Here is a 14386-nt window from a genome sequence, read left to right on the forward strand (position 1 = left end):
GGTGGTATAGAGCAAGCGCCCGGCGAACCCATATTGAGCGCGCGCTTTGTCTCCGATAGTGTCCACTCCTTTTCGCCGGTAGCAATATTCAAACAGTCTGCCCGAGCGGTAGCGCATTCAGTTCCGCACGAGCATCCCGCCAGGCAGGATAGTGTTGGGTAAGCAACGATATGAACCGCTCGCTGTGCGTCGGCTCGATCAGATGGATCATTTCATGCACTATCACATATTCAAGCAAGTCACGAGGCTTCTTGGCCAGTTCCGTGTTGAGCCGAATGTGGGCCTGGCGATGATTGCAACTACCCCATTTGGTTTTCATCCGTTGCAGGAAGTAGCCATTGACCTTCACGCCGATACGTGGTTCCCAGTATTCGATCAGGGGGGAAACGGCCTGGTGTAGCAAACCGCGTTGCCAGCGTTGATAGATGGCTTCGCGCTTGGCTGCATTGGTGCCGGGACGCACATGCAGGGTGATGCGACGGTGGTCCATCTTCACCGTAGGTGGGGCATCGCGCTCCAGCACCGTGAGCAAATAACGGCGTCCCCAGACGTAATGGCTTTCTCTGGTGACGAACTGACGAGGAGTTTCGCGGGACTGTGCCTGCAATTGCGCCTGTTGCTGGCGAATCCAACGCAGCTTGGAAACAGCATAGGCACGCGCGACTTCCAGCCGCGTGCCTATCGGGGCCACCAGCGTCACCGCACCCTCGGGCGGATGCACGGAAAGATGGACATTCTTCACGGTCTTGAACGTGATGGCGATGTCCAGTTCCCCCAGATGTATGTGCGTCTGCACCATTAGTAGCCCGGCTGATTTCTCAGCAAGTCGAATAGTTTGAGCGTGGCCTCGCGGTTACGTCCGGTCAACGTGTGCAGGAAATTCTGCACGATGCGCTCCTTGGCTTCGTCGCCACGCCATCCTGCCGGGGCTTCGTCACGCATCACACGATCGATCTTCAGCGCCAACAAGGCCAACGGGTCTCCGTATTCGGCCTGTGGCTCTTTGACTACACCATTCGTATCGGGCAGCACATCGCCGGAAATGATGTCAGGCAGATTGCGATAAATCACCAGCGCACCTGCATTGCCGCACAACATGGCAGGTTCATCGGTGTCGTGTTGTTTCGCGCGGTGCTTCTTCAGTATCTCTTCCGCCTTGCTCAAGAATGCTTCGTAAGCCTCGGTGCCTTCACGGCTTTGCTGGATCAAGTCATCGAGTAGCTTGGACATCTGCTCATAAAAGCGCGGATCGGTCAGACGATCTCGGATGATGGTCTTGCGGACGTTGTTGATGATGGTTTCCGCAATGGCATTCTTCGACAGCTTCCCCTTCTCGTTGAGCTTCTTGGCGATGGCATTGTGGATGCCGGTCTCAATGATCAGCTCGGTCAGCGACAGTTCGGCCAAGTCCCCCAACGCCTGCGCTGGCTCGGCCTGAATATAGGTGTTGATGAGGTGGCGCATGTCGGCCTCATAGGGCTTGATGTCCAACTCTTCGCCGCTGTAATGCTTGATGGCCGAACGCACCTCGGCATAGAACTCGGTTTCCTGCCGCAAGGCGTCGGCTTCGCTGTCTGAGTAACCCGCTTCGGTTAGGTTCTGGGCGATGTCCGCGAAGGCACGCAGATAGGTCGCCACGGCCTTGTAGAAGGCAATGCGCAACGCCTCGCTTTCCAGCAGCGCCTCCGGATTCCCTGCATGGCCGCAGAAATAGTGGATGAACTGCTCAAGATCTCGCGGCTGCGGAACCGGCTCGCACAGGTAATGCAGCGTTTCACGGGCTTCGTCCAGTTGCTTGCGGCCTTCCTCCAGCCAGTTCTTCAGGTGGACGTTGTTCTCGCCGCCGTTGCCCGTGTCGATGTCCAGTTCGTCGGAGCTGTACACCGCAATGGCCTGTTGCACGTCACCGAACAGTTCCTTGTAATCGACGATATGGCCATAGTCCTTGTCGTCACCGTCAAGCCGGTTGGTACGGCAGATGGCCTGGAACAGGTTATGGTCGTGCAGTTCGTTGTCCAGGTAGATGTAGGAGCAGCTGGGTGCATCGAAACCGGTGAGCAGCTTGCTGACCACGATCAGCAGCTTCATGCTGGCAGGCTCTTCGATGAAGCGTCGCTTGGTTTCGTCTTCGTACTGTTTGGTGGTCTGGCCGGCACGCAGCACATGCTGCTTGTAGGTGTCGTATTTGTAGCGTTCGTCGCTGCCGGCCGATTCTTTCGAGATGGCAACCGGGTTGGGTTCGTACGAGGTGATGATGCCCACATGGGGGCCGAAATGCGTGTTCTGGAACAACCGGAAGTAATGGCAGGCATCATAGATCGAAGCCGCCACCAGGATCGCCGTGCCACGATCATTGTCCAGGCGAGGCTTGAGGCTGAAATCCTCGATGATGTTGGCGACGATGCGATCCTTGCGCTCCTTGGCGCTCATCAGCTCTTCCATCGTGGCCCAGCGCTTGCGCAGGATGGATTTCTGGAAGTTGTTTAGTCCGCGCGTTTTCTTCTCGAACCAGGCATCGATGGCCTTGCGTGAAGTCAGCCGCTGCGGCACATCCCGCGCCTCATACTTCAGGTCCAATATCACCTTGTCGGCCACGGCTTCGTGGAACTTGTAAGTGTGGATATACGTGCCGAATACTTCGCGGGTGGTCTGCCGATCCTTACGCAACAATGGTGTGCCGGTGAAGCCGATGAAGAGGGCGTCGACCAGCCAGCGCTTCATCTGCTTGTTCATGTTGCCGCCCTGGGTGCGGTGGCACTCGTCCACGAATACATAGAAACGCCCATGGATGGGCGGTGGCTCGCCCTTGAGATCGGCCACATCGAATTTGTGGATCAGCGCGCACAACAAGCGCGGGGTGGTGGCACCGAGTTTTTGCACGAAGTCTGTGCGAGAAGTGATGCGCGGGGGCGCCGATCCTTCGCCGATCACCCCGGCATTGCGCATCACGCCTTCGATCTGCTTGTCCAACTCGTCGCGGTCGGTTACCACCAGTACCCGCGCCTGCGGGTCATGCTCCAGCAGCCACTTGGCCAACAACACCATCAGGATGCTCTTGCCGCTGCCCTGGGTGTGCCAGATCACGCCACCCTCGCGTTTGGCAATGCGTTCCTGCGCGGCCTTGATGCCCTGGTACTGGTGCTGCCGGGGCACCTTCTTGAAACCCGCATCGAAGATCACGAAGTTGCGGATCAAATCCAGCAACCGCGCCTTCTCGCACATCTGGGCCAACGGGCGATCCAGCAGCGCGCCCGCTGTTGCCATGGCTGGCGGTTGTTCATCCTTCCACTGCACGAAGAACTGTTCCGGTGTTCCGGTGGTGCCGTAACGCAAACCTTGCGCATCGCTGCCCGCCAGCAGCAACTGCACGGTGCTGAAGAAGCCCTGATTGAAGGTTTCTTCCTGATTGCTGATCAACTGGCGAATGCCGTCACCCACATCCACCGAACTGCGCTTGAGTTCGATCACCGCCACCGCCAGGCCATTGATGTACAGAACAATGTCCGGCCGACGGGTGCTCCCGCCTCGCAGCGTCACTTCCTCAGCCAGCGCGAAGTGATTGCGCTCGGGCTGCACCCAGTCGATCAACTGCACCGTCTCATGCGACTGACCCGCCGCAATCTGCACCGGCACGCCATAGCGAAGTAATTGGTAGGTGCGCAGATTGGCCTGATAGGGCGTGATGCCGGTGACATCCACCGCAACTTCCAGCTTCTGCAAGGCGGCACTGATGTGAGCAGACGAATAACCGCGAGCGGCCAGATTGGCGCGCAGCAGCGCGGTTTCGATGGCGCGGTTGTGGTCGCGCTTGCTCCAGTTGCCCAAGTGTTCGTAGCCCAGGCCGCCATCGGCCAGTGGGGTGGTGAACAGCCGCGCCACGCGGTTTTGGCTGTTGCGCTCGGAGCGCGGCATGGGTTGGGTCATCACATCATTCCTCGGCGCCATCATCCACTGGGTTGCCCAGCTCCCGCTCGATCTGTTCGATCGTCGGCAGGCTGGTTTGCAGCTCTTGCGGCAGGGATTCCACCAGCTTGTATTCGGCAATGCCCATCGGCTGCGACTTGTCGCCCAGGGCGTACTCGGCCACCACTTTGTTCTTGCTCTTGCACAGCAGCAGGCCAATGCTCGGATTGTCCTGCGCGTGCTTCACCTGCCGATCCACCGCCGTCAGGTAAAAGCCCAGTTGTCCCAGGTGCTCGGGCTTGAACTTGCCCGCCTTCAGTTCGATCACCACGTAGCAGCGCAGCTTGAGGTGGTAGAACAACAGGTCGATGAAGAACTCCTCGCCGCCCACGTCCAGCAACACCTGCCGGCCAACGAAAGCAAAGCCCGCCCCCAGTTCCAGCAGGAAATCGGTGACGTGCTGTACCAGCGCCTTCTCGATTTCGCGCTCCTGTGCCTCCTCGCCCAGGCCGAGGAAATCGAAGCGGTACGGATCTTTCAACGACTCGATGGCCAGATCGGACTGCGATGCAGGCAGGCGCTGATCGAAATTGGTAACAGCTTTGCCCGTGCGCTCGAGCAGGCGGGTTTCGATGTGGATGTTCAGCACATTGCGCGACCAACCATGTTCGATGGCCGCGAGGGCATACGCCAAGCGCTCCGTTGGCGCTTTCAGGCGATCCAGCAATATCAGATTGTGACCCCAGGGCAATTGTGCAGCAGCCTGCTGCACAATTTCAGCGTCCGGCCAGGCCTCAGCAAACGCCCGCATGTACTTGAGGTTGCGCGGCGAAAAACCCTTCATCTCCGGGAAGGCGGCACGCAGGTCATGCGCCAGCCGCTCGATCACCTTTGCGCCCCAACCCTGCTCAGCTTGCCGCGCCAGGATGTCGCGGCCGATCTGCCAGTACAGACTCACTAGTTCCCGGTTGACCGCCAACCCCGCACGCTGCTGCGCGGTGTGGATGCGACCCTTCAGGTCGGTCAGCCAGTCGGCGTAGCCTTGTGGGGTGGAGGTTAGGGAGATTGGTTTGTCGGTCATCGGCTTTCCATCTTCTTTGTTATCCGTTGTTTCCCTTATTGGACATTCCTGTAGATCACACTGCGAAATGAGTTCTGAACCAGCGCCCATTTCCCGCCTGACTCCAGACGGCACATGGGCAATCCTTTTCCATCCTGATAGCCCGCTGACACTTTCAGTTCCTCTTCGAAAACGTTATTTTCGGCGCTGAATGTTGCCCTGATGGTAACGGTGGAGTGGGCAGGCGTGCGGTCTTCCACGTCTACGATCTGAAACGAAACAACCTTGTACTTTCCGAAATCCTGCTTTGCTTCTCCGGCCTTCTTTCCCATCGCCATGTCATAGGTGTGGGAAAGCGAGTCAGCCAGTGGAGCAAACCTCCCTAGCCTCCAGTTTTCCATGAACTCGGCCACCATGCGTTCTGGCGAATTCTCAGGCAGTGAGGGCGATAATCCATCGCAGGGAAGATATGCAAAATCCTCTTTTTCTCTCGGCTTCCAGACATCGAGAAGCCGCTTGGTTTCCTGTGTTTTATTCAGCGACTGAAGCAGTTCGCTCCAGGTTGGTTCTTGCTTTGGTGTCAGGGTCTTTTTGCCTTCGGCCAGCGCCCCAGCCCAATCCCGTATTGCGAAGAATGCCGCCCACGTCTTCGCAGCTACGATACGGTTGTCGAATGCCAGTTCCCGCCCGTGAAGAATGCCGTGGCGGAATGGAACGGAAATGGATTCTTCGCTTGTCTTACCCCTGCCTTTGGTCATTAACGCCACCAAAGCCTGAAGCCCCGACTCGTGTGCCGCTATGCAATCCCATGCAGTCAAGTCTGCATTGTCAGCAAAGAGCCCCACATGCCGGGAAACATCGTTGGCCAAGCCATCCATCAAACTCAGCAACAACGGTGTACAGGCGTGGTAACGCTCCGCCAGATAGTCCTCTTTTGCGAGCTCGACCAGGCGCACCCTTTTCCTGAACTCAGCATGTCCATTGAATCGTGAAATGCCCCATTTCAAGGTGTCGGCATCGTAGGTGCTGGCGAGATAATCTTCCGCTGCTTCCATGTCATGCACCTCGAATGTTTCTATGGCTTTCTTCATCACCTCCAAGCTCATGGACTCATAAGCAATCCACCCTGATGAAGCAAAGATTTCGTTGAAACGATCAGGCAACAGGAGAATCTGGGATTGTTCTTTCAGCTCCACGAGCTTTTCTGAAAAATCCGAGAGTCGCGGGAATGCTTGCTGAAGTATGGGGAAGGCCTGCCATAGGCCTTCGATAGCGCTGGCGCCTTGAATGAGCCCAAGCATCTCGGCTACCGACTCGTTATCAGCAATGCGTTTCTTGTCAGTCACGAGGCTCCCCCGTCAGCATAGGCATCGTTCAACATACTCATACCAGCCGCGTCCTTCCAGTCAGCAGTTCCTGCATCATGGCCTGCTTGAGGGCGCGGGTTTTGGTGCGTCGGGTTTCGAGGGCTGTGATTTCGGCGTCCATGTCGCTGAGGGCGGTGGCGATTGCGGTTTGTTCTTCCTTTTCTGGCAAGGGTAATTGAGCCTCCAGTAAGGCTCTCTTTGACAAGTTATATCTTGTCGACCCCTGTGCAAGCGATTTCATCAAGTCTCGGCCAATCGGGCTGCGTATGTAATAAGCAAGGAACAGCCCATCTATCATTTCGGGATTTTTAACGCGAAGCCCAAAGCAAAAGCTATTCAGATAGAGGTTTTTCACCTCTTTCGCCATAAAAGAGCATAGAGCAACCTCTTCCGGCGTCTCCGAGGAGCCATTGAAAAGCAAATCCCCTTTCGCAACCTTGTTTTGATTTTCGGTGGCTTCTACATTGACCGCGTCAAAGGCAGTACAGTCAATCTGAACATTGGCGATAACATTGATGAACGGAACGTATTTGGCCGAACCAGTACCAAAGTCCGATTTATTCTTTCCGACAAGTCCACCATAAGTTGCGCCCAAGTCTCCTAGCCGCTTAATCTTCCATGCCCCACTGAGCCCCGGGAGGCGGGTTTTTCCGGTGAGGAGTTGCTGCATGGTGGCCTGTTTGATGGCGCGCTTTTTGGCGATCAGGCGATCCAGTCCGTCCAGTAGCGCGTCCATGTCGCTGAGGGCGGTGGCGATGGCATGTTGTTCAACAACAGGAGGAGTGATAAATCGGAGGTTGTTTATTTTTTCCAGAGTTAGTCGGGTAATTGCATTACCTGACATTGCCTCCTTAATTTTCCTTTGCCCTGTGTCTGAAAGAATTTGTTGGAGGAAGTATCCTGGTGCGTGCTTTTCTTCATCAAATCGAAGAAATGCGACACTTGATAAGAGACTAAAAGGCTCACTCAGGGTATTTAATGCTGCATTCCCTGTGTTGGCTCCGTCTTTAGTGAGCAATAAGTCGTTTTTACGGACATCGCATCGCTTGTAGATGGCAGCATGTTGTTCTGCATCTATCCGTTCTGCGTCTGATACATCCAGCGTTCCAAAGCCGATATTTTTTGATGTGACATACAAGAAATCACCCCCTCGAATCCTCGGCGAGAAGTGCGTTCCATCTTGAATCTTCTGACACAAATCACCAAGCCGAGAGATGTTCCAATCCTCCGGAATCACCCCCACATCCGTCTGCTTGTACCCCAGCTTCACTTCCATGTCGCCCCCATCCGCTTCAGGTGTGCTTCCACCTTGGCACTGAGGGCTGCCACATCATCTTCCAATTTCGGCAGCGGAGTGTCGTAGCGTTCGGCCAGTTCACGGATGCGCTGGGCCAGGGTTTGGGAGATGCGATCCAGTTCTTGCTGCACATCGGCTTGCAGGCGGGCCAGCCATTTGTCTTGCACCACCAGCGTCTTGACCTCGGCTTTGCTGAGGGTGGCGTAATGGTCGTGGGCTTGCCGGTCGAGTTCCACCTCCAGCGTTTTGGCGGTTTTCTTCAGTGCGGCTTCGCGGATGCTGAGTTGCTGCCACTGCTTGAGCACGGTGCGTTCGTCGGCGCTGTCGGCTTCATCACCGATTTCGGTGAGGCGATCTTTCACCTGCGCGACGTTGATTTTGTCGAAGCCTGCGAAGGCACCGTCTTCGCCGCTGTGTTCTTCTTCCAGTTCGGCGATCTGGCTGGCAATGCTTTCAAGCTCGGCCTGTTTCGCGTCCAGTTCGGCCTGTTCGTCGGCAAAGTAGCGAGCAACGATGTATCGCTTTGGCAGCAGGTCACAAGTCCAGCCCTTGTCCTTGGTCTTGCCCTTCTTGTCGGTTTCCACAATGCGCCGTGGCAGCGCCACCCATCCATCGGCGGCGATCAGGTAGGCGTCGTCCTGCATGGTCTCGGCCCAGTAGTCCATCAGGTACTGGTAAATATCATAGGGGTCGAGCAGCGGTGCAGCGTGGAAGGTGGTGAGCAGGGTTTCGGAAACCTGTGCAATCAGCGCCTTGGGTTTGTCGCCGGGCTGGATGCCGGTGAGCAGCGGCATGACGGCTTGCCGCCATTTGTCGAACAGGGTTTCGACCTTGCTGCGGAATTGCTGGAATTGCGGGTGGGCGAGGATGGTCTGACGCACTTCGGCCATCGGCTGGCGCAGCCGCGCATAACCGGGACGCTCGGCCTCGAACAGCGCCTGGCGCAGGGCAGGCATTTCCTGCCAATCGGCGGCAAAAGCGTCGATGTCGCGCTCGGGGATGCCGCCGTTGAGATGGGCGTCGATGTCGTGCAGGTCTTCCGGCTCGCTGCTGTCGATGTAGCGCGGCAGGTTGAGGTTGTAGTCGTTCTTCTCACTGGCGATTTCATCCAGCGGCACCATGCGGGCATAGCGCGGCTCGTCCGCGCTGCGGCGGAAGGTATCGACGATGCGGTGGATGTCCTGCTCGCGCAGGCGGTTCTTGGGGCCATCCTTGATGAAGCCTTTGCTGGCGTCGATCATGAAGATGCCCTTGCGGGCGCTGGCGTTTTCCTTGTCCAGCACCAGGATGCAGGCAGGGATGCCGGTGCCGTAGAACAGGTTGGCAGGCAAGCCGATGATGCCCTTGAGCATGCCGGAGCGCACCAGTTGCCTGCGGATATGGGCTTCCGCATTGCCACGGAACAGCACGCCGTGCGGCAGAATGATGGCACCCTTGCCGGTGGTGGCCTTCATGCTGCGGATGATGTGCAGCAGGTAGGCGTAGTCGCCCTGCTTGGCGGGCGGCTCGCCCCAGGTGAAACGGTGGTACGGGTCGTTGGCCGGGTTGAGGCCGGTGGACCATTTCTTGTCGGAAAACGGTGGATTGGCGACCACGTAGTCATAGGCACGCAGTTGTTCGCCATCCTTGAACTTGGGGTTCACCAGCGTGTCGCCGCTGAGGATGGTGGCGCTGGGGAAGTCGTGCAGGATCATGTTCATCCGCGCCAGACCGGCGGTGGTCACGTCCTTTTCCTGCCCTTCCAGGGTGATCTGCCGACCCGCCTCGGCAGCCAATTTCAGCAGCAGTGATCCGGAACCGCATGTCGGGTCATACGCAGTGGTGGCGGCCCTGGTGTTGGCGTGCGAGATACCAATCACCTGGGCAATGATGCGGCTGACTTCGGCCGGGGTGTAGAACTGGCCCTTGCTCTTGCCGGAATCCTGCGCGAAGTGGCGCATCAGGTATTCGTAGGCATCGCCAAGCAGGTCGTCGTTGTCGGCGCGGTTGTTGGAAAAGTTCAGCTCGGGCTTTTCGAAGATGGCGATCAGGTTGCCCAGCCGTTCGACCATGGCTGCGCCTTCGCCGAGCTTGTTGGGGTCGTTGAAGTCGGGGAAGTCGCTGTAACTCAGTTTGCTGTTTTCCTCGACCAGCTTGCGAATGACCTGTTTGTTGATCTTGTCGCCGATTTCCGGATCGCCCTTGAGCGCCACCATGTCCCTGAATGACGCGCCGGGCGGAATGACCACGGGCGGGGCGAAGTCATCACTGTTGCCGTACTTGTCGCTGATGTACTTGATGAACAGCATGAACAGGACGTAGTCCTTGTACTGGCTGGCGTCCATTCCACCACGCAGTTCATCGCACGATGCCCAGATGGAACTGTAGAGGTCGGATTTCTTGACCACGCCGTTGCGTGGGGCAAGCGTCTTGGCAGCAGGGGTAGCAGTCGCTCGTTCCCGCGATGACGAATCTGCTTTCGTCTTTGTCTTCAGGTACGGCACGGAGGCTTCGCGTACTTCCAACGATGTCGCTGATTCTTTGTTGGCCGTATAGGCTGTCGTAGCCAGTGCAACCGAACCGCCGCGCCCCCGACCGGGAATGATCCGCCCCTCCTCGATCAGTTGCTGCTTGATGCTGTCATAGGTGGATTCTTGCCAACCCAACGCCTCTCGGAGCCGCTGGTTCCCGGCGGAACCTCCCACGGCTTCGAGCTTGCTGATAAAGCGGTCGGTCTTCTTTTCGGTGCTTGTCACTTCAATATCCATCATTGTTGCCGGCTTGCTTGTTTGATACCGGCCCTCTGTTTTCTGCGGCATCCTGTACGTCGACGAGACGGATCCATTTCGCCCCGCGACCCTTGCCCGTTGATTCGATCAACCCTTCCGATTTCATCGCCCGCAGCACTAGTCGAACCATGTCTCGGCTCACGCCTGGGCAGGCTTCTTCGATTTCGGAAATCGAGAACGGCAGGGTGCGCCCCAGGACCTCCGCCCGCACCCGGTCGCCTTTACTGCCGCGGCCACGCTCGATGGTGCCGACACGCTCCTCGAACTCACGGTAGGCCCGTAGCAAGGCGCCCCAGAAGTAGTCGAGCCAGGGCTTTACGTCGTGCTGCCCCTGGTGCCAGCCCTGCGAGCTGGCTTCCAGCGTCTCGTAATAACCTTCCTTGGTATCCTCGAAGATGCGTTCCAGACTGATGTAGCGGCCCACGGCATAGTCGAAGTGGTAGAGCAGCAGCAGGGTCAACAAGCGGGACATGCGACCGTTGCCGTCCGGGAAAGGGTGGATGCACAGGAAGTCGAGCATCGCCAGCGGCGCCAGCACCAGCGGGTCGGCCAGATGCTGGTCCAGCGCGGTGGAGTAGCGCCCGGTCAGATCGGCCATTGCCATCGGCGTCAGATGCGCAGCAACTGGCTGGAAGCGCAGACGCGACGTGCCGTCCGGGTGACGCTCGATGATGTCGTTATTGGTGGCCTTCCAGCGCCCGCCCGCCTGCGGCATGTAGCGGTACAGCAGGGTATGTAATTGCAGCACAACACCCTCGCTGAAGGGCATGTGCGCGGCAGACTCGTGGATCAGCGCCAGGGCATCACGGTAGCCGGCGATCTCCTGTTCGGAACGGCTCTTTGGCGTTGCGTTGCGGATGACCAGAGACTTCAGTCGCGAGGGTGCGACGACAACGCCTTCCAGGCGGTTGGATGACTCGGTGGATTCGACTACCGCGATCTGGCGTAGCCCCTTGAGGGCTTCGGGCGACTGCGCAGCGTAGAGTTGCTGCTTGCCCTGGTACTCGCCCAGTGTGCGCAACGTGGCGGCCTGAGTGCCATCGAAGCGAAGCGCGGCAAGGTACTCGGGTGTGAGCGAGTGCATGGAAATGTAAGCCCAGGCTGTCTAAATGGGGGTAATTATAGCCTTAAAATGGGGTAGTGTCTCTAAAAATACCTCATTATCGGTGTTTGACTACCCCATTTCCTGAACATTGGACTGGTCGTGAGGGGCTGGCATGGCTGACCAGGAAGGAAATACCTAAAAAGGGCAATAATTTCACAACTACCCTATTTGCCCCATTGTTTACCCCATTCCCGGGCCCAACTCAGGGCAAAGGCAAACGGCAAGGGAACGGCACTCAAGGGACAACGGCCCTACCCTGAAAAGGAAAAGGCCGCACCCTTGCCCACTCGCTCTGCAACACCCAGCCAAATCGCCCCTATACCGTGCCGCTGCCCTCCGCAGCACGCAGATAGTCCGCCCAGTCCTGCAACAGCGTCCTTCTCTGATCCAGCAGCAGCGCCTTGTTGTACGTCGCCCGCACCTTGTTGCTTTCCACGTGGGCAAGCTGCCGTTCAATTGCATCAGGCCGGTATCCGTTCTCGTTGGCCCAGGTCGAAAAGGTCGTCCGCCAGCAATGCGGCGTCGTGCCCCGGCCCAGGTTCATATCTCGCATGGCGTAGGTGAGTCGGTTTGGCGTAGTGAAGCCCTTGCCGCTCCGGTGTGGGAACAGATAGCGGCCACCACCCGTGATGCACTGCAAATCCTTCAGCACGGCAACGGCCTGAACAGACAACGGGCTGACATGGTCGCGCCGCGCTTTCATCTTCGCCGCAGGCCGACGCCACAGCGCATCCTCAAAGTCGAACTCGTCCCACTCGGCATCCGCCGCTTCCCCTGGACGGCAGGCTGTCAGCGCAATCAGCCGCAGGCACAGCGAGGTTTCCGGATAACCCCGGTAGCCGCGCAACTCCTGATAGAACGTCTGGATTTGCTCTCGCGTCATCGCCGCCTTGCTTTCGCTGAACGGCACGCGCAGCAGCCCACGCAGGCTGGGGATCGGATTGGCCTCGACCAGCCCCCGCACCACCGCGAACTCGAAAATGGCCGACAGGTCGCCCTTGACGTGGATGGCTGCCCACGCGCCGTGGGTCTTGCACTCCTCCAGCAGCGGGCGGATTTGCTTCACGCCTATGTCGCTCATTGGCATGCTGTCGAACTTCGGCGACAGGTACTTCCTGATACGGGATTCTTTCGTGCGGTAGGAACTGAGCGCGAAAACTGGCTTGATCTCGGCCAGATACGCCTTCGTCACCTTGGCGAACGAGCTTTCACGAGCGCGCTTACGCTCCTCCAGCGCCTCCAGGTTGCGCTCCTTGACCTGCCGCCGCTCATGGGCGGGATGGATGCCTTGCTTGACCAGGGCACGCGCCTTCTCTCGGGCCGCACGTGCATCCGCAAGACTTACTTGAGGAAAGCCGCCAATGGCAAAGAGGTTCTCCTTGCCTTGCAGGCGGTACTTCCACCGCCAGAGTTTGCCGCCGGTGGGCTTGACCAGCAGGAACAAGCCCCCGCCGTCTGATAGTTTCCAATCTCGATCAGTCGATTTGGCCGACCTGACCTTGAGGTCGGTGAGTAGGTTTTCGGGCATCGTTGGACTCCACTGCGGGGAGATGTACCCCCACGGTTGAACACGAGTACCCCCAACGCTACCCCCGAATTTTCTGGACCTCGATGAACAATAGGAACGCTCAGTAGACCGTATTGTTTACGCAACCCATTGATTTCAAATGGAGCAACCTGTCCACCAAGCGCTACTGAGCTCCACCGAGATCCAGCGAAATCCGTCAGACGTTAAACAAGAAATTCATCACATCGCCGTCCTGCACGATGTATTCCTTGCCTTCGGCGCGCATCTTGCCCGCTTCCTTGGCGCCCTGCTCGCCCTTGTAGGTGATGAAGTCTTCGTAGGCGATGGTTTGCGCGCGGATGAAGCCGCGTTCGAAGTCGGTGTGGATGACGCCGGCGGCCTGGGGCGCGGTGGCGCCGATCGGCACGGTCCAGGCGCGCACTTCCTTCACGCCGGCGGTGAAGTAGGTTTGCAGGCCCAGCAGCTTGAAGGCGGCGCGGATCAGGCGGTTCAGGCCCGGCTCTTCCATGCCCATGTCGGACAGGAAGGCCTGGCGGTCGGCGTCGTCCAGGTCGACGATCTCGGATTCGATGGCGGCGCAGATGGCGACCACGGGCGCGTTGCGCTTGGCGGCGAATTCGGTCAGGCGGTCGAGCAGCGGGTTGTTGGTGAAGCCGTCGTCGGCCACGTTGCCCACGTACATCGCGCGCTTGGCGGTGATGAAGCAGAGCTGGGCGATGTCGGCCTTTTCTTCGGTGCTCAGGTCCAGCGCGCGGATGGGCTGGGCCTGGTTGAGCTGGGCCACGCATTTTTCCAGCACGGCGACGATGCGCTGCGATTCCTTGTCGCCGGAACGCGCGGTCTTCTGGTGGCGCTGCAGGGCCTTCTCGGCGGTCTGCAGGTCGGCCAGGGCCAGTTCGGTCTCGATGACTTCGATGTCGGCGATGGGGTCGACCTTGCCGGCCACGTGGATCACGTTGGGATCCTCGAAGCAGCGCACCACGTTCACGATGGCATCGGTTTCGCGAATGTGCGAGAGGAACTGGTTGCCCAGGCCTTCGCCCTTGCTCGCGCCGGCGACCAGGCCCGCGATATCGACAAATTCGACGGTGGCGGACAGGATGCGCTCGGGCTTGACGATTTCAGCCAGCTTCTGCAGACGCGGATCCGGCACTTCGACCACGCCGACGTTGGGCTCGATCGTGCAGAAGGGATAGTTCTCGGCGGCGATGCCGGCGCGGGTCAGAGCATTGAAAAGCGTCGATTTGCCGACGTTGGGCAGGCCGACGATGCCGCATTGCAGAGCCATGGGAATCCTGTGTAAGTACGGTATTGATCGTTAACGTTCTAGTTTACCCCGCCGGGCGGAATGGGTTCCG

The 14386-nt window shown here is 58.4% G+C and carries 9 protein-coding genes; all 9 read right to left on the reverse strand.

Annotation, left to right across the window (positions count from 1 at the left end; all coding sequences use genetic code 11):
- Window positions 1-88: 88 nt before the first annotated feature.
- The 9 genes from JL37_RS19870 to ychF all read right to left on the reverse strand — a co-directional run bounded on the left by JL37_RS19870 (window position 89) and on the right by ychF (window position 14316).
- Window positions 89-799: a M48 family metallopeptidase gene (locus JL37_RS19870; RefSeq protein WP_043546257.1), complete on the reverse strand. Its 711-nt coding sequence runs from the start codon at window positions 797-799 to the stop codon at window positions 89-91.
- A complete protein-coding gene (locus tag JL37_RS19875) occupies window positions 799-3924 on the reverse strand; it encodes a type I restriction endonuclease subunit R (protein WP_052097424.1) in 3126 nt (1041 codons plus the stop codon). Before JL37_RS19875 ends, JL37_RS19870 begins: the two co-directional genes overlap by 1 nt.
- 4 nt (window positions 3925-3928) lie before the next feature.
- Window positions 3929-4984 (reverse strand): YhcG family protein, encoded by a 1056-nt coding sequence (locus JL37_RS19880; RefSeq protein ID WP_043546259.1) that lies wholly within the window; start codon window positions 4982-4984, stop codon window positions 3929-3931.
- Window positions 4985-5019: 35 nt separating this feature from the next.
- Complete coding sequence (locus JL37_RS29790) at window positions 5020-6309, reverse strand: hypothetical protein (RefSeq protein WP_052097426.1); 1290 nt, start codon at window positions 6307-6309, stop codon at window positions 5020-5022.
- A gap of 37 nt (window positions 6310-6346) precedes the next feature.
- A complete protein-coding gene (locus JL37_RS30175) occupies window positions 6347-7606 on the reverse strand; it encodes a restriction endonuclease subunit S (RefSeq protein ID WP_081955129.1) in 1260 nt (419 codons plus the stop codon).
- Window positions 7597-10377: an N-6 DNA methylase gene (locus tag JL37_RS19895; protein WP_231570395.1), complete on the reverse strand. Its 2781-nt coding sequence runs from the start codon at window positions 10375-10377 to the stop codon at window positions 7597-7599. Before JL37_RS19895 ends, JL37_RS30175 begins: the two co-directional genes overlap by 10 nt.
- The gene (locus JL37_RS19900) at window positions 10364-11479 is read right to left on the reverse strand and encodes a Fic family protein (protein ID WP_197064636.1); all 1116 of its coding nucleotides are present in this window, start codon (window positions 11477-11479) and stop codon (window positions 10364-10366) included. Before JL37_RS19900 ends, JL37_RS19895 begins: the two co-directional genes overlap by 14 nt.
- Window positions 11480-11816: 337 nt before the next feature.
- Window positions 11817-13028 carry a site-specific integrase gene (locus tag JL37_RS19905; protein ID WP_043546262.1) on the reverse strand — a complete coding sequence of 404 codons (1212 nt, stop codon included), beginning with the start codon at window positions 13026-13028 and terminating at the stop codon, window positions 11817-11819.
- A 196-nt stretch (window positions 13029-13224) separates the two neighbouring features.
- Complete coding sequence (gene ychF / locus JL37_RS19910) at window positions 13225-14316, reverse strand: redox-regulated ATPase YchF (RefSeq protein WP_043546265.1); 1092 nt, start codon at window positions 14314-14316, stop codon at window positions 13225-13227.
- Window positions 14317-14386 lie beyond the last annotated feature (70 nt).

The sequence above is a fragment of the Achromobacter sp. RTa genome (assembly GCF_000757485.1).
In the GTDB taxonomy this organism is placed as follows: Bacteria; Pseudomonadota; Gammaproteobacteria; order Burkholderiales; family Burkholderiaceae_B; genus Achromobacter.